At 72.8% G+C, this 20,802-nt stretch carries 16 protein-coding genes; 9 read left to right on the top strand and 7 right to left on the bottom strand.

All coding sequences use genetic code 11. The annotated features are described in order from the left end of the window. Entirely contained in the window at positions 1-846 is an 846-nt protein-coding gene (locus ACGFYU_RS36315) for a hypothetical protein (RefSeq protein WP_393831574.1), read from the top strand. Here the strand turns inward: ACGFYU_RS36315 and ACGFYU_RS36310 are convergent. Together ACGFYU_RS36310 and ACGFYU_RS36305 are read right to left on the bottom strand one after the other, a co-directional pair. After that, positions 741-1,784 (bottom strand): NlpC/P60 family protein, encoded by a 1,044-nt coding sequence (locus ACGFYU_RS36310; RefSeq protein WP_393831573.1) that lies wholly within the window; start codon positions 1,782-1,784, stop codon positions 741-743. The two genes, ACGFYU_RS36315 and ACGFYU_RS36310, sit on opposite strands and share 106 nt — an antisense overlap. 128 nt (positions 1,785-1,912) lie before the next feature. After that, positions 1,913-2,266 carry a hypothetical protein gene (locus tag ACGFYU_RS36305; protein ID WP_393831572.1) on the bottom strand — a complete coding sequence of 118 codons (354 nt, stop codon included), beginning with the start codon at positions 2,264-2,266 and terminating at the stop codon, positions 1,913-1,915. Between the two features lie 86 nt (positions 2,267-2,352). Between ACGFYU_RS36305 and ACGFYU_RS36300 the strand changes: the two genes are divergently transcribed. Next, complete coding sequence (locus tag ACGFYU_RS36300) at positions 2,353-2,661, top strand: ArsR/SmtB family transcription factor (RefSeq protein WP_393831571.1); 309 nt, start codon at positions 2,353-2,355, stop codon at positions 2,659-2,661. Between the two features lies 1 nt (position 2,662). Here ACGFYU_RS36300 and ACGFYU_RS36295 read toward each other — a convergent pair whose 3' ends face one another. After that, positions 2,663-3,583 (bottom strand): hypothetical protein, encoded by a 921-nt coding sequence (locus ACGFYU_RS36295; RefSeq protein ID WP_393831570.1) that lies wholly within the window; start codon positions 3,581-3,583, stop codon positions 2,663-2,665. A 204-nt stretch (positions 3,584-3,787) separates the two neighbouring features. Here ACGFYU_RS36295 and pcrA point away from each other — a divergent pair, with 204 nt between their 5' ends. Further along, positions 3,788-6,343 carry a DNA helicase PcrA gene (pcrA, locus tag ACGFYU_RS36290; protein WP_393831569.1) on the top strand — a complete coding sequence of 852 codons (2,556 nt, stop codon included), beginning with the start codon at positions 3,788-3,790 and terminating at the stop codon, positions 6,341-6,343. 291 nt (positions 6,344-6,634) lie between these two features. On the opposite strand, the gene ACGFYU_RS36285 is transcribed toward pcrA, so the two are convergent. Together ACGFYU_RS36285 and ACGFYU_RS36280 are read right to left on the bottom strand one after the other, a co-directional pair. Continuing rightward, positions 6,635-8,146, bottom strand: coding sequence for a peptidoglycan DD-metalloendopeptidase family protein (locus ACGFYU_RS36285; protein ID WP_393831568.1), 1,512 nt, complete (start codon positions 8,144-8,146; stop codon positions 6,635-6,637). 230 nt (positions 8,147-8,376) lie between these two features. After that, entirely contained in the window at positions 8,377-9,147 is a 771-nt protein-coding gene (locus tag ACGFYU_RS36280; protein WP_393831567.1) for an esterase/lipase family protein, read from the bottom strand. Positions 9,148-9,321: 174 nt separating this feature from the next. Here ACGFYU_RS36280 and ACGFYU_RS36275 point away from each other — a divergent pair, with 174 nt between their 5' ends. Then, a complete protein-coding gene (locus ACGFYU_RS36275) occupies positions 9,322-9,723 on the top strand; it encodes a cobalamin B12-binding domain-containing protein (RefSeq protein WP_393831566.1) in 402 nt (133 codons plus the stop codon). A 347-nt stretch (positions 9,724-10,070) separates the two neighbouring features. Here the strand turns inward: ACGFYU_RS36275 and ACGFYU_RS36270 are convergent, their stop codons facing one another. Next, entirely contained in the window at positions 10,071-11,642 is a 1,572-nt protein-coding gene (locus tag ACGFYU_RS36270; protein ID WP_393831565.1) for a DUF5691 domain-containing protein, read from the bottom strand. A gap of 274 nt (positions 11,643-11,916) precedes the next feature. Beyond that, on the bottom strand, positions 11,917-13,260 hold the full coding sequence (locus ACGFYU_RS36265; RefSeq protein ID WP_393831564.1) for an SWIM zinc finger family protein: 1,344 nt from the start codon (positions 13,258-13,260) through the stop codon (positions 11,917-11,919). Between the two features lie 135 nt (positions 13,261-13,395). On the opposite strand from ACGFYU_RS36265, the gene ACGFYU_RS36260 reads away from it, so the two are divergent. The 5 genes from ACGFYU_RS36260 to sucD all read left to right on the top strand — a co-directional run bounded on the left by ACGFYU_RS36260 (position 13,396) and on the right by sucD (position 20,627). Then, positions 13,396-14,502 carry an AAA family ATPase gene (locus ACGFYU_RS36260; RefSeq protein ID WP_393831563.1) on the top strand — a complete coding sequence of 369 codons (1,107 nt, stop codon included), beginning with the start codon at positions 13,396-13,398 and terminating at the stop codon, positions 14,500-14,502. Next, a complete protein-coding gene (locus ACGFYU_RS36255) occupies positions 14,499-16,784 on the top strand; it encodes a DUF5682 family protein (RefSeq protein ID WP_393831562.1) in 2,286 nt (761 codons plus the stop codon). The genes ACGFYU_RS36260 and ACGFYU_RS36255 overlap by 4 nt, the downstream gene beginning before the upstream one ends. Positions 16,785-17,040: 256 nt before the next feature. Next, positions 17,041-18,249 carry a VWA domain-containing protein gene (locus tag ACGFYU_RS36250; RefSeq protein ID WP_393831588.1) on the top strand — a complete coding sequence of 403 codons (1,209 nt, stop codon included), beginning with the start codon at positions 17,041-17,043 and terminating at the stop codon, positions 18,247-18,249. A 290-nt stretch (positions 18,250-18,539) separates the two neighbouring features. After that, the gene (sucC, locus tag ACGFYU_RS36245) at positions 18,540-19,718 is read left to right on the top strand and encodes an ADP-forming succinate--CoA ligase subunit beta (RefSeq protein WP_393831561.1); all 1,179 of its coding nucleotides are present in this window, start codon (positions 18,540-18,542) and stop codon (positions 19,716-19,718) included. A gap of 21 nt (positions 19,719-19,739) precedes the next feature. Continuing rightward, positions 19,740-20,627 (top strand): succinate--CoA ligase subunit alpha, encoded by an 888-nt coding sequence (gene sucD, locus ACGFYU_RS36240; RefSeq protein ID WP_393831560.1) that lies wholly within the window; start codon positions 19,740-19,742, stop codon positions 20,625-20,627. Positions 20,628-20,802: the final 175 nt, after the last annotated feature.

The raw sequence follows: 20,802 nt of genomic DNA, 5'->3' as shown, positions 1-20,802 counted from the left end.
ATGACCGGGCCCTCACTTGGCCGGCAGGCGTGGCCGTTCCTCGTCGGTCGAGGGCGGAACCACGGCTACCGGACCCTGCTCGCTCCCGACTTCCTCGTCGCCGAGGGCGACTACGGAGTCCTCGACGATTCCGTGGCGCCGGGCATGGTGGCGGAGCAGGTGAAGGTCGTGCCGGTGGTCACCAGGGCCGGACGCCGCCTGACGGTCGTGCACACGACGCACCAGGTCACCGCGGCCGACATCGCGGAGCCGGGAAACGCCTCCGTGGACCAGGCGCCGCGGGACGAGTTCGGCCGCCCGCTCCAATTGATGTACGGATTCGTCTGCGCGGAGGACCGGGTCGCCGCACCGCATCCGGACGATCTGAACGCCTGTCGCGAGACGGCGCTCCCCGTCTACCGGCGGTTCCTCGGCGACGAGGAGGGCTTCACGGTCCAGTCCGGGCGGGCGTTCCCCATGCGATCGGCTCTCACCGCACTCCCGGCTCCGCCCCGGCCCGTGTCCGCGCCGTCCGGGCGCCCGCCGTCCGGGCGCCCGCCGTCCGGGCGCCCGCCGTCCCCGACCGGAGCTTCGTTGCCGAGGCGCACACCTGCCCTGCCGGGGCACCGGCGCGGATTGATCTCCGCCGGGATCCTGGTGCTCATCGGAATTCTGATCTTCGGGCTGGTGAAAGCCTGCACCCCGGAGCCGACCCCGGAATGCGATCACTGGGGCCGCTGCTCCAGCTCGTCGGCGAGTGCCTACGCCGGGCGGGACGCGCCGGCCCAGGGCATCGAGTCGATCGGGGCCACGCGGACCGTCGAGCCCGGGCGGGGGGCGTGGATCATCTGGCCGTTGCCGATGTAGAGGCCGACGTGGGTGACCCCGGAATAGAAGAACACCAGGTCGCCGGGGGCCAGTTGATCGCGGGAGACGCGGCGGCCGGCGTTGATCTGGGTGTAGGTGGTGCGGGGGAGCGAGACCCTGGCCGCGCGCCAGGCCGCCTGCGTCAGGCCGGAGCAGTCGAAGGATCCCGGGCCCGTGGCGCCCCAGACGTAGGGCTTTCCGATCGCGCCGTGCGCGAAGGCCACCGCGCGGGCGGCGCGGGAGCCGTCGGCGGGCGGCGGGGGAGCGGACGGCGCGGCGGCGGGGGCGGCTCCGGCCGACCTGGCCTCGTACGCGGCGCGCTGCTCGGCGGTGAGCCGGGCCAGCAGCCGCTTCGCGGTGCCGAGCTTGCCCTCGATCTCGGACTTGTGCTCGGCCAGTTCGTCCCGCCGCGCCCGGAGGTCGGCGAGTCGTCCGGTGGCCTGCTCCCGCAGCCTCCCGACCTCGTCGAGCCGGCGTCGCACGGTGCTGATGCCGGCGGCGTTGCGGTCGCCGGCGCGGGTGATGAAGGAGGCCTGGGAGAGGTACTCCTGCGGATCGGCGGCGGTCGCGAGCGTGACCGCGGTGCCGAGGCTCCCCCCGCTGCGGTACTGGGTGGCGGCCAGTGAACCGAGGGCGCCGCGGGCGCTGTTGAGCTGGTCGGTCTTGCGGGCGGTCTCGTCGCGCAGGTCGTCCAGTGCCCGCTCGGCCTCGTCGGCCTTCTGCTTCGCCCCGTTGTACCGCTCGGTCGAGGCCTCGGCCTCCTCGTAGAGCCGGTCCACCTCCGACTCGACCTGTGAGGGAGTGGGGCGGGGGTCGGCCTGGGAGGTGCCTTCGAAGGCGGTCGCGGTGGCAGCGCCCGCGAGGGCGAGGGTGGTGGCGGCGGTCCGTACCGTGCCGCCGGCGAGCGGGCGCTGCCTGGGCTTTCGATGACTGGCCACGAGGGCCTCACGTCCTTCCTCCGTCGGTGCTTGGAGGAGGACGGTAGACCCGGAGGTAACGGGCGGATGACGGGATGATCGTAAGTGGCCTGATGCGACCGGGGATGGCCGCTCGAGACCGATGCGGATCAGTGCCAGAGGACGGCGATGAAGATATTGACCACGGTCAGTCCGCCGACCGCGCCGAACAGGGCCTTCTCCACGTGCTCCTCGTCGCGCTTGACGTAGACGAGGGCGAGGATCACGAAGAGGATCGCGAGCTTCACGCCGATCTTCATGTTGTTGACGGCGGCGCCGTCCATCTCGCGGAAGCCGACGAGCAGGACGCCGGTGACGAGCATGGTGAGCGCGCCGTGCAGCATGGCGGGCACGAAGCGGGCGGTGCCCGCGCCCATCGCCTTCATCTGGGTCAGGAAGCCGCCGAGGAGCGAGGCGATGCCGATGATGTGGAGGCCGACGAAGGCGTTGATGAGGACGGTCATGGCTTCGAGCGTACGGGGCGGCCATCCGCGGATTTCGGTCGGGCGGTGACCGATCGACCGTACGAGATCTGCGTACAGTGGGATGCATGGCCGCCGCTGCTGAGCTCCCCCACCCCACCGCCGACCGCCTCGAGCTGGTCGAGGTCCTGGCGGCGCTCGGACATCCCGTCCGGCTGGAGATCGTCCGCAGGCTGGCCTCGGGCGAGGAGGCGTTCTGCGGTGAGGTGGTGCCCGACCTGCCCAGGTCGAGCGTCACGCACCACCTCAAGGTGCTGCGCGAGAGCGGAGTGATCTGCCAGCGCCCCCAGGGCCGCAAGCTCTACCTCGCGCTGCGCCGCGAGGACCTGGCGCTGCGCTTCCCGGGGCTGCTGGAGCTGGTGCTGGGCGAGGCGTAGGTCAGTTCGTGCACTGCTGCACGGCGGGCGAGCTGGTCACGCAGTTGTTCGGCGTGTTGCCCGCGATGACGCTCAGGGTCGACGCGACCGTGCCGGCCTCGTTGTAGACGCCGCCGGCGGTGACGGCGGCCCTGTTGCCCGTGATGATGGCCCGGTTCAGCGTGGTCGTCGCGGCCCCGCCGAAGTTCGCGAGGCCGCCGCCGCGCCCCTCCAGGCCGTCGGTCCCGGTGACGCTGTTGTTGAGCAGCACGCTCTGGTTGATCTTCAGCGTGCCGTCGTTGGCCACACCGCCGCCCTGCCCGACGGCGGTGTTGTCGCTGAGAGTGGACATGGCGATCGTCATGGTGCCGTCGTTGGCGACGCCGCCGCCGTTCCTGGCCGCCTTGTTCCGGCTGATCAGGGTGTTGGTGATCGTGGTGGTGGTGCCGCTGCTGCCCCCGATGCCCCCGGAGAAATCGGCCCGGTTGTCCCGGATGACCGACTGGCCGACCGAGAGGGTCCCCTCGTTGTGGATCGCGCCGCCGAAGTCGCCGGAGGCGGTCGCGGCGCCGTTGGTGATGAACACCCTCCTGATGGTCAGGTTGCCGCCGGACGCGACTCGCAGGATCCCGAACTCGGGCGCGCTGTTCGACCGGGTGATCGTGGCGACGTTGCCGTCGATCGTCATGGTGCCGCTGATGGCCGGCAGCGGCGTGGTGAGGGTGTACGTACAGCCCGGCGAGAGCGTCAGGGTGCCGCCCGTGCCGTTGGCGATGGTGATCGCTTGGCTCAGGGCCACCTCACTGCATCCGACGGGGACGGCGGCGGCGGCCGCGGGGGCCGCCGCCAGGGGCGAGGCGGTCGTGGTGGCTGTGGCGAGGAGTGCGGCGGCCCCGCACAGGGGCAGGAGGGTACGGGTGGCCAGACGGCTGTGTGCGTTCACGGAGGCTCCTTCGGGGGAGGGAATGCGGGGGACTCCGCAGTAGTCCCGCGATCCCGGGCCCGGCTAACGGCGGCCCGTACGCTCCGCCCGTACGGGGCACCCGGCGCGCCGCGACGGGAGTAAGGGTTGGTCCGGGTGGCGGTCCGCGCTGATTTTCCGGGGGCGGGACCGCCTGTCGGTCGCGCCCCCTAGACTCGGAATGCGATGAGCAGCCTCTTTGACGACAGTTTCCTGGCGGACCTCACCCCCTCCGACGAGGTCCCTCCGCCGCCCGAGGACCACGCCGCCCCGGAGCCCGGTGCGGACGATCTCTTCGGCGGCCGGTTCGACGTGCCCATGACCGGGGACGCGTACTACCGGGACGGCGCCCCCCGGCCCGTCATCGACCCGGCGACGCTCCTCGACGGGCTGAACGAGCAGCAGCGCGCGGCCGTGGTGCACGCGGGCTCGCCGCTGCTCATCGTGGCCGGCGCCGGCTCCGGCAAGACCCGGGTGCTGACCCACCGCATCGGCCACTTGCTGGCCGCGCGGAACGTCCACCCCGGCCAGATCCTGGCGATCACCTTCACCAACAAGGCCGCCGGCGAGATGAAGGAGCGCGTCGAAGGCCTGGTCGGCCCGCGCGCCAACGCCATGTGGGTCTCCACCTTCCACAGCGCGTGCGTCCGTATCCTGCGCCGCGAGTCCAAGCGGCTCGGCTTCACGTCCTCGTTCTCGATCTACGACGCCGCCGACTCGAAGCGCCTGATGGCGCTCGTCTGCCGCGACCTGGACCTGGACCCGAAGAAGTTCCCGCCCAAGGCCTTCAACGCCAAGATCTCCAACCTGAAGAACGAGCTGATCGACGCGGAAGCCTTCGCCGACCAGGCGGCTGGGGGCACCTCCCGGACGGAGTCTGGGGGAGGCTTCGAGAAGACCCTCGCCCAGGCGTACGCCATGTACCAGGGGCGGCTGCGCGAGGCCAACGCGCTCGACTTCGACGACATCATCATGACCACGGTCCACCTGCTCCAGGCGTTCCCGGACGTCGCCGAGCACTACCGGCGCCGCTTCCGGCACGTCCTGGTCGACGAGTACCAGGACACCAACCACGCCCAGTACACGCTCGTACGCGAGCTGGTGGGCACCGGCTACCCGGACCTGCCCCCGGCCGAGCTGTGCGTGGTGGGTGACGCCGACCAGTCGATCTACGCCTTCCGCGGCGCGACCATCCGCAACATCCTCCAGTTCGAGGAGGACTACAAGGACGCGACGACGATCCTGCTGGAGCAGAACTACCGCTCCACCCAGACGATCCTCTCCGCGGCCAACGCCGTCATCGAGCGCAACGAGAACCGCCGCGCCAAGAACCTGTGGACCGAGGCCGGCACCGGCGCCGTCATCACCGGCTACGTCGCGGACACCGAGCACGACGAGGCGCAGTTCGTCGCCGACGAGATCGACCGGCTGACGGACGCCGGAGACGCCAAGGCCGGCGACGTCGCGATCTTCTACCGGACCAACGCCCAGTCGCGTGTGTTCGAGGAGATCTTCATCCGCGTCGGACTGCCCTACAAGGTCGTCGGCGGCGTCCGCTTCTACGAGCGCAAGGAGGTCCGCGACGTCCTCGCGTACCTGCGCGTCCTCGCGAACCCGGAGGACAACGTCCCGCTCCGCCGGATCCTGAACACGCCCAAGCGCGGCATCGGCGAGCGCGCCGAGGCGATGATCGACGCCCTCGCGCTGCGCGAGAAGATCACCTTCCCGCAGGCGCTGCGGCGCGTGGACGAGGCCTTCGGCATGGCCGCGCGCTCGACGAACGCGGTGAAGCGGTTCAACGCGCTGATGGAGGAGCTCCGTACGATCGCCGAATCGGGCGCGGGTCCTGCGGTGGTCCTGGAAGCGGTCCTGGAGCGTACCGGCTACCTCGCCGAGCTCCAGGCCTCGACCGACCCGCAGGACGAGACGCGCATCGAGAACCTCCAGGAACTCGCGGCCGTCGCGCTGGAGTTCGAGCAGGCGAGGGAGGCGGCGGCCGCCGAGGCGGCCGAGACCGGCGCCCCGGCGCCCGGTTCCGGCACCCTGGCCGAGTTCCTGGAGCAGGTGGCGCTCGTCGCCGACTCCGACCAGATCCCCGACGAGGACGAGGACGGATCCGGCGTCATCACGCTGATGACCCTGCACACCGCCAAGGGCCTGGAGTTCCCGGTGGTCTTCCTGACCGGCATGGAGGACGGGGTCTTCCCGCACATGCGGGCGCTGGGCCAGACCAAGGAGCTCGAGGAGGAGCGCCGCCTCGCCTACGTCGGCATCACGCGGGCGCGCGAGCGGCTGTACCTGACCCGGTCGAGCATGCGCAGCGCCTGGGGCACGCCCTCGTACAACCCGCCGTCGCGGTTCCTGGAGGAGATCCCGGACCAGTACCTGACGTGGAAGCGGACGGGCGCGGCGCAGAGGCCGGCCGGTCCGATGCGGAGCTCCGGCTCGGGCTACGGGTCTTCGGGCTCGGGCGGCGGCAGGACCTCGTTCGGCACCTCGCCCGAGGCGTTCCTGTCCTCGTCGCGCACGAAGTCGGGCCCGTCCGGGTTCGCGACGCGCCGTGCCGCCGACAAGCCGGTGATCGCCCTGGCGGTCGGGGACCGGGTCACGCACGACCAGTTCGGGCTCGGCACCGTCATGGAGGTCAAGGGCGCGGGCGCCGACGCGCAGGCCACCATCGACTTCGGGGACGACAAGCCGAAGCGGCTGCTCCTGCGCTACGCGCCGGTGCAGAAGCTGTAAGTCCCCCCCGCCGGGGCCCGCCACACAGGGGCCCCGAAGATCCACCCCTACGCCGGCGGCCGCGACCGACTTCACCAAGGCGACGTCGGGCGGCCCCCACCTGAACGGCAGCTTCCCCAGCGACGCCGCGGGTACCCCGTTCGCCGACGGTAGCTCCAACCCGTCGTACTGGACGGCCGCCACCCACAGTGGGGGGTCGCCCTCCCAGGGCAGCTACTCCGATGTCTGGGCCCTGTGCCTGGACGTGCAGCACGCGCACAAGCGGTAGTTCTCGCTACGCGTAGGTCGGGTCTAGGTCGGGTCCAGGCCGTGGCTGCGGAGCCACGGCAGGGGGTCGATCGCGGATCCGCCACCGGGCCGTACCTCGAAGTGGAGGTGCGGGCCGGTGGAGTTTCCGGAGTTGCCGGAGTACGCGATGACGTCGCCCGCCTTGACCTTGCCGGACCGGATCTTGGTGCTGCTGAGGTGGCAGTACCAGGTCTCGGTGCCGTCGGGCGAGGTCACTATGGCCATGTTGCCGTAGGCGCTGTTGTACTGCGTGCGCACGGTGCCGTCGGTGGCGGCCATGACCGGGGTTCCGTAGGAGACCGGGAAGTCGATGCCGGTGTGTACGGACATCCACATGCCGCCGGCCTGCCCGAAGCTGGCGCTGAGGCCGTGCTGCTCGACGGGGATCGCGAACTTGGGGCGGGCCGCCTCCTTGGCCGCGGCCTCCGCCTCCTTCTTCTTCTTTTCCTCTTCCTGGCGCTGGCGCAGGTCGATGCGCTCCTGCGTACGGCTCGCGCGGTCCGCGAAGTCGCCCGCGTCGGCGCTGAGCGCGGCCAGTTGGGTGTCGAGCTTGGTGTTCGCCGCGACCGGCTTCACCGAGGCCGGGTCGGGCGCGGCCATCGTGGTGGTGTCGTCGGCGGGCTTGTCCGTGCCGGTGAGTCCGCCGACGGAGGCGGCGGCCACGCCCGCGACGCCCATCACGCAGGCGGAGGGCACGGCCACGGTCAGCAGGGCGGAACGCTTCGCCGGGGTGCGGCGACGGCTGTTGCCGGCCTTGGCGTTGCCCTTGGGGGCGGTGCGGCGCGCGGCGCGCGGAGCCGGGGTCACGGGCATCGCCTGGGTGGGAAGGTCGTGCACCTCGGGCGTGTCGTCTTCCGCGATCTCTTCGAAGACGGCGGTCTCGGCGTATGCGTCGGGGTCGGCGTACGCGTCGGGGTCGGAGTACGTGTCGGTGTCGGCGTACGCGTCGGTCCCGGTGGCAGGGGCCTCGTAGGCGTAGGCCTCGTACGTGTACTCCTGCGGCGACTGCAGCGGCTGCGGCTGCTCCTCGGCCACGGGCTGCTGGTACGCGTAGCCGTACTCGTAGCCGTACTCGGGCTGCTGCGCCGGGGTTTCGGTGGCCTCGGGGCCGGCGGTGTTCCAGGCGGTGGCGTCGTACGCGCCGGTCTCGCTGCCCGTGAGGGTCTGGTAGCCCGGCATCGCCCAGTGCCCGGTCTGTTCGGCGGAGGTGTCGTAGCCGAAGGAGGGCTGCTGGTACTGCGTGTAGCCGGAGTAGTCCGTGTCCGGCGTGTTCCAGGCGCCCGCCTGGGCCGGGATCGTGGAGAGGTAGGTGTCCTGCGAGGCCTGCGAGGCCCACGCGGTGGTGTCGTACGCGCCGGTCTCATAGGAGGAGCCGTATGCCGCGTAGTTGAGCCCAGGTGCCGAGCTGCCCTGCGTTTCGTAGGAAACGTAGGTCGAGTCACCAGCGAAAGTGGTGGTGGCAAGGCCGTCATACCCGGGATTCGGATACTGGCCCGGCGAGGGGCGGTCGTTCACCAACTTCTCTTTCGCCTCGGCGGTGGGGGCCTGGGTGGCCGGGGACCAGTGGAATCAAAGGTTCCCCGGAGGAGAGCAGTGGCGTGACTGTACCCGGCGGTTACTCACAACGACAATCTTCGACGGGTTTCCACATCGCGGGAACCGGGCATTCGGCCGCCTTTCGGTCGCCGAAAGACGCACCCTTGGCCTTGAGTTCGAAATTCGTTCGACTTCCGGTGGTTCGGCGTCTATGCGACGGACGCGGCTCCCGAACACTCCACGGCGACCGGGCCGGGCCCGTCGAGGACGCGGCGGACTGCCGCGATGACGGTGGGGTGCGCGGGCAGGGCGAGGTGTCCGATGCCCTTGACCTGCACGTTCTCCACGCGTAGATCCGGATGCTCGATCCGGGCCGTCCCGACCGGGGCCATCACGATGTCGAACTCGCTCCAGAACGCCACGCATCGCGTCGCACAGCCGGGCGCGGGCTCGGCCAGCTCGGCCAGCACCTCGGAGTCGGGCCGCATCTGCCGCACCAGCGGGTGCGCGTCCATGAAGGGGGCGACCAGCGTGCCGGAATGCGGGGTGCCGAGCGTGACGAGCGTGCGGACGCGGGCGTCGCCGCCGAGGCGCTGCACGTAGTACCGGCCGACCAGCCCGCCCAGGCTGTGCCCGACCAGATCCACCCGCTCCTGCCCGGTGCGCGCGCACAGCTCCTCGACACGCCGGGCGAGGTGGCGGGCGGTGACGCGCAGGTCGCGGGTGAAGGGCGAGTAGTTGTACGCCTCCACGTGCCGGCGGCCGTCCGCTCCGAGGGCGCGGCGCAGCAGGACGAAGACGGACCGGTTGTCGGAGAACCCGTGGAGCAGCAGGACGGGCGGCCGCGCGGAGGGGGGACGGGCGCCGGCCTTCTCCTGGCACACCCCGGTGGGATAAAGGAGGAGATGCCCGCCGAGAACGACCACCTCGAGCGCCCCCGCCCGCAGCGCGGCGCCGGACAAGGGTATGGACAGCCCCATCGACGGCCTCCCCTGAGCCATTTGGGACTGCGGCCGGTCGCGCCACCGTGCCGTGCGGCTGGCGGCACGGTGGCGCAATGCCGTCCCACGTGTGATTTCCCCCTCCTGGTTGACCGTGAAACGGTGGCGTGCGCGATGCTGTACTTAACGTTCGTTCACTCGGGAGGCAGTGCGATGGGTGTGACCGGTCCGATCCGTGTGGTGGTGGCCAAGCCGGGTCTCGACGGCCACGACCGCGGCGCCAAGGTGATCGCGCGAGCCCTGCGGGACGCGGGTATGGAGGTCATCTACACCGGCCTCCACCAGACCCCCGAGCAGATCGTCGACACCGCCATTCAGGAGGACGCCGACGCGATCGGCCTCTCGATCCTGTCCGGCGCGCACAACACGCTGTTCGTGCGCGTCATCGAACTCCTCAAGGAGCGCGACGCGGAGGACATCAAGGTCTTCGGCGGCGGCATCATCCCGGAGGACGACATCGCCCCCCTGAAGGCGAAGGGCGTGGCCGAGATCTTCACCCCGGGCGCGACGACGACGGCGATCGTGGACTGGGTCCGCGCGCACGTCCGCCAGTAGCCTCCGGCGGCCCGCCACCCTGCCTCGCCCCGCCGCTGTCAGGCGCGGCGCCCCTCCCGGGGCTCCGCCCCGGACCCCGCGCCTCAAACGCCGGCGGGGTTGGGTTGCGTTCCGCGCAATCCAACCCGCCCGGCTGTTCTGCGGCCTGCACTTTCAAGGCCTACGCCAGCCAAATCCAGCCCCTCCGGCGTTTGAGGAGCGGGGTCCGGGGCGGAGCCCCGGTCCTGTGCCCGCACCGGTGCACTCGGGTGGGCACAACCAGCCGCGCCGGCGTTTGAGGCGCGGGTCCGGGGCGGAGCCCCAGGGCGGCTCCGCGCAGCGGTGGCCGCATCCCCGCCCGGGAGGGGTTACGCCGGGGCCAGTTCCGACAGCATCGCCTCGCGCAAGCGAAGGGTGGCCACCAGTCGCTCGAACGCTTCCGCCCAGTACGCCGCGGCACCCGGCGACGCGTCCGCCGCCGGATCCTCCGCCCCCGCGGTCAGCGCCGACAGGCGCCCGGCCTCCGCAGGATCCAGGCAGCGTTCCGCCAGCCCCATCACCCCGCTGAAGCTCCACGGGTAGCTGCCCGCCTCCCGCGCCGCCTCCAGGGCGTCGACGACAGCCCGCCCCAGCGCCCCCGCCCACGGCACCACGCACACCCCGAGCAGCTGGAACGCCTCCGACAGCCCGTGGGCCCGTATGAACTCCGCGACCCACTCCGCCCGTTCCGCATCGGGCAGCATCTCCAGCAGCTTCGCCCGCTCCGCGAGCGAGGCCGTCCCCGGGCCCGCCGCGGGCGGCGCGGACGCCGGGCCGAGCAGGGCCCGCGACCACTCCGCGTCCCGCTGGCGCACCGCCGCCCGGCACCACGCCGCGTGCAGCTCCTCCCGCCAGGCCTCGCCCTCGGCCACCGGCAGCGCCACCAGCTCCGCCGGCCCGATCCCCCCGAACCGGTCCCGCCAGCAGGACAGCGGCGCCGCCTCCACCAGCTGGCCGAGCCACCAGGCCCGCTCCCCGCGCCCGGAGGGCGGCCGCTTGACCACCCCGTCCCGCAGCATCCCCGCGTCGCACTCGGCCGGCGGGGTCACCCCCTCGGGACCCACGCAGGCCAGGGCCCGCTCCGCCATCCGCCCCGCCAGCGCCGAGCCCGGCAGCGCGGACAGCAGCTCGGCGGCCGTCGTCCGGACATTGCGGCTGCGGTCCCCCAGCGCCGCCTCCAGGAACGGCTCGTCCCCCTCCGACAGCCCCACCCGCAGCGAATCGAGGAACATCAACCGGTCCTCGGCCCGCTCGGTGGCCCAGGTCGTCGCCAGCAGCACCGTCGCGGCCGCCGCGTCATGGGCCCGTACGGCCCCCAGCAGTGCCACCCGCTCCGCGAACAGCCCCTCCTGCCACAGCCGTTCCACCCCGGCCCGGTCCGTGACCTCCGGCAGCTGCCCGGCCCCGCCCACCCCGCCGCGCAGGGCGAACCGCCAGTCCGGATTCAGCCGCGCCAGCCACATCCCCCGCGCCCCGGCCAGGGCCAGCGCCTGCGGCCGCAGGTCCGTACGGGCCCGGGCCGCGTCCAGCAGCGCCGGCACGAGCGCGGCCGGCGCGCGGTAGCCGTACCGTCCGGCCGCGGCCAGCCACTGCGGCAGCAGCTCCGTCAGATCCGGGGCTCCCCCGCGCCGCCCGCCGCCGGTGCCCGCGGCGGTCCGGCCGGCCAGCAGCTGCGCGAGCCGCCGCCGGGCCGCCATCGGCGGCGCCGGCCGCGGATCCACCGGCGCGGGCTCCGGGCGTGGCCCCGCCTCGGCCGGGCGCAGTCCGGCCCGCCGCCGTACGGTCTGCACGGCCGCCGCGTCCAGCAGGGCCTGCGGGCTGCCCTGCCGTCGCTCGGTGCCCAGCAGCGCGGCGCCGACCAGCTCCTCCCAGTCCCCGTACACCTCGTCGCCCCTACCCATCAGATTCCTCTCCCCTCCCTGGATACCGCGCTCCGGTCCCGCCCCCTCCGCGGGACCGGAGCTGTCGATGTGCCGCTCACCCGTGCTCAGCTGGCGTGGTTGTCGTTCATCAAAGCCCCCCGGCTTCTCGTCTGCTCCCCGCTCCCCATACGGCGCCGCGCCGCGTGGCTCCCTCCCCGCCGTCCTCCTGGACGGCATACGGCCCCCCAGGCCCCCAGCGATTTCCTTCGGTGATTTCCTCGATCGCCCCGGCGGGTCCCCGTGCGGGCGCCCGTCAGGCCAGCGCCACCGGCTCGGGTGAGTCCGGCTGCCAGGCCGTCAGAGGGGTGAAGCCGCGGTGGCCGCACTCCCCGAACACCGTCACCGGGCCCCCGCCCGAGACCGCGGCCAGCTGCCAGAGCCCCGGCCGGGAACGGCTCCCGGCCCCGGTGAGGGGCACCGGCAGGGCGGAGGTGCCCTCCGCGTCCGCCAGCTGCCAGCCGAGCTCTCCCGGTATCGGGATCACCGGGCCCAGCACCACCGGCCAGGACTCCAGCCAGGGGTCCTCCCGCAGCGCCGCCCCGTAGGCCTCCAGAGCCGCCCCCGTGCTCATCCCGGCCGGCACCTCCGCGCACGGCACGGCCGCCGCGAATCTCTCCCCGAGATCCGCCCGCAGCCCCGCCGACCCGGGCCGGAAGCGGACTTCCGCCTCCAGCACCAGCCCCACCGGCAGCGCCAGCCCCGGTGGCCGCCCGGGCGGTCCGAAGTCCAGCACCAGCGCCGGCCGGCCCCCCGCCAGCCCGCGCAGCCATATCCGGCGGGTGGTGAGCCGCCCGTCGGGCGACACCGTGTCGCTCTGGGCCAGCACCAGCCAGCGGTCCCGTACGGCCTCCCCCTCCCCGGAGGCCGGCAGTCCGACCCGGCTGCGCACCGTCGCCGCCAGCTGATCCGGCAACGCGGCCACCCCCAGCCAGGCCCGGTCCAGCAGGTGCAGCAGCGCCGCCTCCTCCAGCATCCGGGCGGGCCAGCCGGGGCCGCAACTGGGTATCGTCCCCAACTCCCTTACGCGCCCAGCCAGTCCGGGCGCCTGGGCGTCGACCATCCGGGCGGCGGTCTCCTCCCACGCCGCGTACCCCGCCTGCTCCTGGCCTGCGAGGCCGCCGCGCAGCAGATCGGCCAGCCGCTGTTCCAGCTCCGTGACGCCCGCGCCGATCCGGGCCGCCCGCCGCTCGGCCCGCCGCCGCGCCCCCTCCTCATCCGCCGGCCTGCCCGCACCGGCCGCCGGTCGCGCGGCCTTCGCAGCCCGGTCCGCCAGCCACTGCGCGGCCCACTCCGGTGCCTCGCCGGGCTCACCCACCCCCTCCGCGGACCAGAGCAGCAGCAGCCCCAGCGCGTGCTTGCACGGGAACTTCCGGCTCGGACAGGAGCACTTGTACGCCGGCCCGGCCAGGTCCACGACCGTCCGGTACGGCGTACGGCCGCTGCCCTTGCACAACCCCCACAGCGAACCGGAAGCGGAACCTCCGATCTGCGACCACGGCCCCGCCCCGCCAAGTCTGCCTCCCGCCTTGCGTGAGGCATCGTCAGGAGCCAGAGCCAGTACCTGTTCCGCTGTCCAGCGGACCCCCTGCTCAGTCATGTGAACCACCGTACGGACTGCCACTGACAATCGCTCTGACCTGCAACAACACTGCGAACAGGGGGCGTTGTCAGTGGCGTGGTGCACCGTGGATTCCAGCAGTCGGGAGCGGCTGCCGAGCATTGGAGGGGGACCATGACCACGACCGAGAACACCACGGGTGCCCAGGCGCTGCGACCGCACGCCGAAGACGCCTTCGCGCACGAACTGAAAGCCCTGGAAGCCGCCGACGACCGGCCCCGCCCGACCCGCTGGAAGCTCTCCCCGTGGGCCGTCGCGACCTACCTGCTCGGCGGCGAACTGCCCGACGGCACCGTCATCACGCCCAAGTACGTGGGGCCGCGCCGCATCGTCGAAGTCGCCGTCACCACCCTGGCCACCGACCGCGCCCTGCTCCTGCTCGGCGTCCCCGGCACCGCCAAGACCTGGGTGTCCGAACACCTCGCCGCCGCCGTCAGCGGAGACTCCACCCTCCTGGTCCAGGGCACCGCCGGCACCCCCGAGGAGGCCATCCGCTACGGCTGGAACTACGCCCGGCTCCTCGCCCACGGCCCCAGCCGCGAAGCCCTCGTCCCCAGCCCCGTCATGCGGGCCATGGCCGACGGCATGACCGCCCGAGTCGAGGAGCTCACCCGCATCCCCGCCGACGTCCAGGACACCCTCATCACCGTCCTGTCCGAGAAGACGCTCCCGATACCGGAGCTCGGCGAAGAGGTGCAGGCCGTGCGCGGCTTCAACCTCATCGCCACCGCCAACGACCGCGACCGCGGGGTCAACGAGCTCTCCAGCGCGCTGCGCCGCCGCTTCAACACCGTCGTCCTGCCGCTGCCCGCCACCGCCGACGCCGAGGTCGACATCGTCGCCCGCCGCGTCGACCAGATGGGGCGCTCCCTCGACCTGCCGGCCGTGCCCGAGGGCCTGGAGGAGATCCGCCGCGTCGTCACCGTCTTCCGTGAGCTGCGCGACGGAGTCACCGACGACGGCCGTACGAAGGTGAAATCGCCCAGCGGCACCCTCTCCACGGCCGAGGCCATCTCCGTCGTCACCGGCGGCCTGGCCCTGGCCGCCCACTTCGGGGACGGCGTCCTGCGCCCCTCCGACGTGGCCGCCGGAATCCTCGGCGCCGTCGTCCGCGACCCGGCCGCCGACAAGGTGGTCTGGCAGGAGTACCTGGAGGCCGTGGTCCGCGAGCGGGAGGGCTGGAAGGACTTCTACCGCGCCTGCCGGGAGGTGACCGTATGAGCGCGGCCGCGCAGGAGCCGCTGCTGCTGGGCGTGCGGCACCACGGGCCCGGCTCGGCCCGTGCCGTGCGGGCGGCCCTCGACGCCGCTCAGCCGAAGGCGGTGCTGATCGAGGGTCCGCCCGAGGGGGACGCGCTGCTGCCGCTCGCCGCCGAACCGGGGATGCGGCCGCCCGTCGCCCTCCTCGCGCACGCCGCGGACGATCCGGGCCGGGCCGCGTTCTGGCCGCTGGCAGGGTTCTCCCCCGAGTGGGTCGCCATCCGCTGGGCCCAGGGGCGGGACGTCCCGGTCCGCTTCATCGACCTGCCGGCGGCGCACTCGCTGGCGGCCGGAGCGGACCGGGAGGACGGGGGCGAGTCCGATTCGGTCCGGCTGGACCCCCTCGCGGTGCTGGCCGAGACCGCCGGGTACGACGACCCCGAGCGCTGGTGGGAGGACGTGGTCGAGCACCGGGGCGCCGACGGCCGACGGCAGGACCCGCTCGGCGCGTTCGAGGCGCTCGGCGAGGCCATGGGCGCCCTGCGCGAGGCCTACGGAGACGGCGGCCACGCCCGGGACCTGGTCCGCGAGGCGCACATGCGGCAGCGGATGCGGGCCGCCCGCCGGGAGTTCGGCGACGACTACGCCGTGGTGTGCGGGGCCTGGCACGTCCCTGCGCTGCGGGCGAAGACCACCGCGGCCGCCGACAGGGCACTGCTCACCGGCCTGCCCAAGGTCAAGGTGGAGACCGCCTGGGTGCCCTGGACCCACCGCAGGCTCGCGCGGGCCGGCGGGTACGGCGCGGGCATCACCTCGCCCGGCTGGTACGCCCACCTCTTCTCGGCCCGCGACCGGCCCGTGGAGCGGTGGCTGACCAAGGTCGCCGGGCTGCTGCGGGAGGAGGACCGGCAGGTCTCCTCGGCGCACGTCATCGAGGCGGTCCGGCTGGCCGAAACCCTGGCCGCGATGCGGGGGCGGCCGCTGGCCGGGCTCACGGAGACCCTGGAGGCCGTCCGGGCGGTGATGTGCGACGGCTCCGACATACCGCTCGCGCTGATAGAGGACCGCCTGGTCGTCGGTGACGTGCTCGGCGAGGTCCCTGACAGCGCCCCCGTCGTACCGCTCCAGCGCGACCTGACCCGGACGCAGCGCTCGCTGCGGCTCAAGCCGGAGGCGCGGGAGCGCGAGCTGGAGCTGGACCTGCGCAAGGAGACGGACGCCGCCAAGTCCCTGCTGCTGCACCGGCTGCGACTGCTCGGCATCGGCTGGGGCACGCCGACCGCCTCCCGGAGCAGCACCGGCACCTTCCGGGAGACCTGGCGGCTGTGCTGGGAGCCGGAGCTGTCGGTGCGGGTGGCCGAGGCCGGTATCTGGGGCACCACCGTCCTGGCGGCGGCCACCGCCAAGGCCGAGGCGGATGCCGCGGGCGCCGAGGAACTGGGCGAGGTCACGGCGCTCGCCGAGCGGTGCCTGCTGGCCGGGCTCTCCGAGGCACTGCCCGCCGTACTGCGGGCGCTCGCGGACCGGGCCGCGCTGGACACCGATGTGGCGCGGCTCGCCAAGGCGCTGCCGGCGCTGGCCCGTTCGCTGCGGTACGGGGACGTCCGGGGCACCGACGCGGCGGCGCTCGGCACGGTGGCGGCCGGGCTCGCCGAGCGGATATGCGTGGCGCTGCCGCCCGCCTGCGCCGCCGGGCTCGACGCCGACGCGGCGGCGGAGCTGCGGAGCCACGTGGACGGGGTGCACGGGGCGGTCGGCCTGCTGGCCGACACCGATGAGGGGCTGCGGGACCGCTGGTCCGCGGTGCTGCGGACGCTGGCCGGCCGGGACACCGTGCCGGGCCTGATACGCGGCCGCGCGGCCCGGCTGCTGCTCGACGAGGGGCGGCTCCCGGCCGAGGAGACGGCGCGGCTGATGGGGCTCGCGCTGTCCCCGGCGGCCTCGCCGGCCGACGCGGCGGGCTGGATCGAGGGCTTCGCGGGCGGCGGTTCGGGCGGCGGGACCCTGCTGGTCCACGACGAGCGGCTGCTCGGGCTGATCGACGCCTGGCTGGTGGGGGTGCCGGAGCGGGCCTTCACCGACGTACTGCCGTTGCTGCGGCGGACGTTCGGGGCGTATGAGCCGGGCGTGAAGCGGACGCTGGGGGAACTGGTCCGCCGGGGCCCTGGCGGGCCGGGTGCGGCGGTGGTCGGGGGTTCGGCCCCCGCGGGCTTCGGGCCGGAGCTGGATCCGGTGCGCGCGGACGCGGTGGTGGACCTGGTCCGGATGCTGCTCTCGCCCGCCGGCGGGGTCGCGGCGGCCTGAAGGCGCGGCGCCGCTGCCGCTGGCGGGGCTGGGCTTCGCCCGCCTGAGTGGGCACGTGCGGCTCAAGTATCGGGGCTCCGCCCCGGGCCCCGCGCCTCAAGCGCCGGCGGGGCTGGAATGGCCCGGCGGGGCTGGACATGGGATGGAAGCGGCCAGCGGTGAGGGCCCACGGGGACGACGAGTAGAGGGGGACGGACAGATGAGCAGTGGCGAGAACCTGGTGGTGCCGGGCGATGCCGGGCGCGGGGTCGGCGGGATGCGCGTGGCCGGGGCACCGGCCGGTGCCGGCCCGGAGCCGGACGGCGGAGGCCGGGCTGACACCGCCGACCGCGCCGGAGGCGAGCGGTTGCGGCGGTGGCGGATGGTGCTCGGTGGGGGAGAGGCCGATGGGACCGGGTGGGCGCCGAGCGGGCGGGACGCCGCCATGGACGGGGCGCTCGCCGCGCTGTACGGAGGGGGCGGGAGCGGTTCGCGGAAGGGGGCGCGGTCGGCCGGGCTCGGGGGGTCCGCGCCGCAGGTGGCCCGCTGGCTCGGGGACATCCGTACGTACTTCCCCAGCTCGGTGGTCCAGGTCATGCAGCGCGACGCGATCGAGCGGCTCGGCCTGTCCACCCTGCTGCTCGAACCGGAGATGCTGGAGGCCGTCGAGCCCGACGTCCACCTGGTCGGCACCCTGCTCTCGCTGAACAAGGCCATGCCCGACACCACCAAGGAGACGGCGCGGGCCGTCGTGCGCAAGGTGGTCGAGCAGCTGGAGAAGAAGCTCGCGGCGCGGACCCGGGCGACCCTCACCGGCGCCCTCGACCGGTCCGCCCGGATCAGCCGCCCCCGCCACCACGACATCGACTGGGACCGGACGATACGCGCCAACCTCAAGAACTACCTGCCCGAGTACCGCACCGTCGTCCCCGAGCGGCTGATCGGGTACGGCCGTGCGGCGCAATCGGTGAAGAAGGAGGTGATCCTCTGCATCGACCAGTCGGGTTCCATGGCGGCCTCCGTCGTCTACGCCTCCGTGTTCGGGGCGGTGCTGGCCTCGATGCGTTCGATCGCGACCCGGCTCGTCGTCTTCGACACCGCCGTCGTGGACCTCACCGACCAGCTCGACGACCCGGTCGACGTCCTCTTCGGCACCCAGCTGGGCGGCGGCACGGACATCAATCGAGCCCTCGCCTACTGCCAGTCGAAGATCACCCGGCCCGCCGACACCGTCGTCGTCCTGATCAGTGATCTCTACGAGGGCGGCATACGCAACGAGATGCTCAAGCGGGTCGCCGCCATGAAGGCCGCGGGGGTCGAGTTCGTGACCCTGCTGGCCCTGTCCGACGAGGGCGCCCCGGCCTACGACCACGAGCACGCCGCCGCCCTTGCGGCCCTTGGGGCGCCTGCCTTCGCCTGCACCCCGGACCTGTTCCCGGAGGTGATGGCGGCGGCCCTGGAGAAGCGCCCCCTGCCGGTGCCGTGACCGGGCCCTGACGGGGCCGTCCGGGGATCACGGGGAATCGGTGGATCGCACGAAGTTCCGGTTCAACCGTGAGGCGATCTGTGACAGGTATCACCGCTCAGGTGTGATCTGCGATTTAGGGACCTACGTCCCACGGGGATAACCTGCGGGACGGACATGCCGCGTCCACGGTCACCGTGTGCGCCTTCCTTGTGACAGCGCCGTCACGTTGCCCTTCGCGGCACGCCCACGCAGATTGCAGACAACCGCGAATCACTGCGAATCTTTAAAAAGACAAGGGACGGACGCGCGTGGACCTGTTCGAGTACCAGGCGAGGGACCTCTTCGCCAAGCACGGTGTACCGGTGCTGGCCGGTGAAGTCATCGACACGCCTGAGGCGGCTCGCGAGGCCACCGAGCGGCTGGGCGGCAAGTCGGTCGTCAAGGCGCAGGTGAAGGTCGGCGGCCGCGGCAAGGCCGGCGGCGTGAAGCTGGCCGCCACCCCGGACGAGGCCGTCGCGCGGGCGACGGACATCCTCGGCATGGACATCAAGGGCCACACGGTCCACAAGGTGATGATCGCCGAGACCGCGCCGGAGATCCTGGAGGAGTACTACGTCTCCTACCTCCTCGACCGCACCAACCGCACCTTCCTGGCGATGGCCTCGGTCGCGGGTGGCATGGACATCGAGCAGGTCGCCGAGGAGACCCCCGAGAAGCTCGCCAAGGTCCCGGTGAACGCCAACGAGGGCGTGACCATCGAGAAGGCCCGCGAGATCGTCGCCCTGGCTCAGTTCCCGGCCGAGGTCGCCGAGAAGGTCGCCGAGGTCCTCGTGACCCTGTGGAAGACCTTCATCGCCGAGGACGCGCTCCTCGTCGAGGTCAACCCGCTCGCGAAGGTCGCCAACGGCGACGTCATCGCGCTCGACGGCAAGGTCTCCCTCGACGAGAACGCCGAGTTCCGCCAGCCGGGCCACGAGGAGTTCGTGGACCACGCGGCCGCGAACCCGCTCGAGGCCGCCGCCAAGGCGAAGAACCTCAACTACGTGAAGCTCGACGGTGAGGTCGGCATCATCGGCAACGGCGCGGGTCTCGTCATGAGCACCCTCGACGTCGTCGCGTACGCCGGCGAGAACCACGGCGGCGTCAAGCCCGCCAACTTCCTGGACATCGGCGGTGGCGCCTCCGCCGCCGTCATGGCCAACGGTCTCGAGATCATCCTCGGCGACCCGGACGTCAAGTCCGTCTTCGTCAACGTCTTCGGTGGCATCACCGCCTGCGACGAGGTCGCCAACGGCATCGTCCAGGCGCTGGCCCTGCTGGCGGAGAAGGGCGAGGCGGTCACCAAGCCGCTCGTCGTCCGTCTCGACGGCAACAACGCCGAGCTGGGTCGCAAGATCCTCTCGGACGCCAACCACCCGCTGGTGCAGCGCGTGGACACCATGGACGGCGCGGCCGACAAGGCCGCCGAGCTCGCGGCTGCGAAGTAAGGGCAGAGGTCACAGACTCACATGGCTATCTTCCTCAACAAGGACAGCAAGGTCATCGTCCAGGGCATGACCGGTGCCACGGGCATGAAGCACACCAAGCTGATGCTGGCTGACGGCACCAACATCGTCGGCGGCGTGAACCCGCGCAAGGCCGGCACCACCGTCGACTTCGACGGCACCGAGGTCCCGGTCTTCGGCACCGTCGCCGAGGCGATGGAGAAGACGGGCGCCAACGTCTCCGTCCTCTTCGTCCCGCCGGCCTTCGCCAAGGCCGCCGTCGTCGAGGCCATCGACGCCGAGATCCCGCTGGCCGTCGTCATCACCGAGGGCATCGCGGTGCACGACTCCGCCGCCTTCTGGGCGTACGCCACGGCCAAGGGCAACAAGACGCGGATCATCGGCCCGAACTGCCCGGGTCTGATCACCCCCGGCCAGTCCAACGCCGGCATCATCCCGGGCGACATCACCAAGCCCGGCAAGATCGGTCTCGTGTCCAAGTCCGGCACGCTGACCTACCAGATGATGTACGAGCTGCGCGACATCGGCTTCACCTCCGCCGTCGGCATCGGTGGCGACCCGGTCATCGGTACGACGCACATCGACGCCCTCGAGGCGTTCGAGGCCGACCCCGACACCGAGCTGATCGTCATGATCGGCGAGATCGGCGGCGACGCCGAGGAGCGTGCGGCGGACTTCATCGCGAAGAACGTCACCAAGCCGGTCGTCGGCTACGTCGCGGGCTTCACCGCCCCCGAGGGCAAGACCATGGGCCACGCGGGCGCCATCGTCTCCGGTTCTTCTGGCACCGCACAGGCCAAGAAGGAAGCCCTGGAGGCCGCGGGCGTGAAGGTCGGCAAGACGCCGACCGAGACGGCGCAGCTGGCGCGCGCGATCCTGAACGCGCAGTAGTACCCCGCACGGCGGTACGCCGCGCGGTAGTACGTGCACACGGGCGTGGGGGGGGCCCCGGGCGCGGGGGGGGGGGGCCCCCCGGGGGGGGGGGGGCGACTAAACGCCGCCCGCGGGGGGGGCGGCGGGCGGCGGGCCGGGCGGGGCGGGCCGGGGCCTGCAGGCCGCGGCGCCA

It is taken from the genome of Streptomyces sp. NPDC048337 (assembly GCF_043201175.1).
Taxonomy (GTDB): domain Bacteria; phylum Actinomycetota; class Actinomycetes; order Streptomycetales; family Streptomycetaceae; genus Streptomyces.
This window is presented reverse-complemented; position numbering and strand designations above follow the sequence as displayed.

What these genes read in the sequence shown, in the direction of transcription:
- ACGFYU_RS36265 (WP_393831564.1), bottom strand. Translation starts at nt 13,260, where the DNA reads ATGACTGAGCAGGGGGTCCGCTGGACAGCGGAACAGGTACTGGCTCTG.
- ACGFYU_RS36270 (WP_393831565.1), bottom strand. Translation starts at nt 11,642, where the DNA reads ATGGGTAGGGGCGACGAGGTGTACGGGGACTGGGAGGAGCTGGTCGGC.
- ACGFYU_RS36260 (WP_393831563.1), top strand. Translation starts at nt 13,396, where the DNA reads ATGACCACGACCGAGAACACCACGGGTGCCCAGGCGCTGCGACCGCAC.
- ACGFYU_RS36300 (WP_393831571.1), top strand. Translation starts at nt 2,353, where the DNA reads ATGGCCGCCGCTGCTGAGCTCCCCCACCCCACCGCCGACCGCCTCGAG.
- ACGFYU_RS36250 (WP_393831588.1), top strand. Translation starts at nt 17,041, where the DNA reads ATGCGCGTGGCCGGGGCACCGGCCGGTGCCGGCCCGGAGCCGGACGGC.
- sucD (WP_393831560.1), top strand. Translation starts at nt 19,740, where the DNA reads ATGGCTATCTTCCTCAACAAGGACAGCAAGGTCATCGTCCAGGGCATG.
- ACGFYU_RS36275 (WP_393831566.1), top strand. Translation starts at nt 9,322, where the DNA reads ATGGGTGTGACCGGTCCGATCCGTGTGGTGGTGGCCAAGCCGGGTCTC.
- pcrA (WP_393831569.1), top strand. Translation starts at nt 3,788, where the DNA reads ATGAGCAGCCTCTTTGACGACAGTTTCCTGGCGGACCTCACCCCCTCC.
- ACGFYU_RS36305 (WP_393831572.1), bottom strand. Translation starts at nt 2,266, where the DNA reads ATGACCGTCCTCATCAACGCCTTCGTCGGCCTCCACATCATCGGCATC.
- ACGFYU_RS36255 (WP_393831562.1), top strand. Translation starts at nt 14,499, where the DNA reads ATGAGCGCGGCCGCGCAGGAGCCGCTGCTGCTGGGCGTGCGGCACCAC.
- ACGFYU_RS36315 (WP_393831574.1), top strand. Translation starts at nt 1, where the DNA reads ATGACCGGGCCCTCACTTGGCCGGCAGGCGTGGCCGTTCCTCGTCGGT.
- ACGFYU_RS36280 (WP_393831567.1), bottom strand. Translation starts at nt 9,147, where the DNA reads ATGGGGCTGTCCATACCCTTGTCCGGCGCCGCGCTGCGGGCGGGGGCG.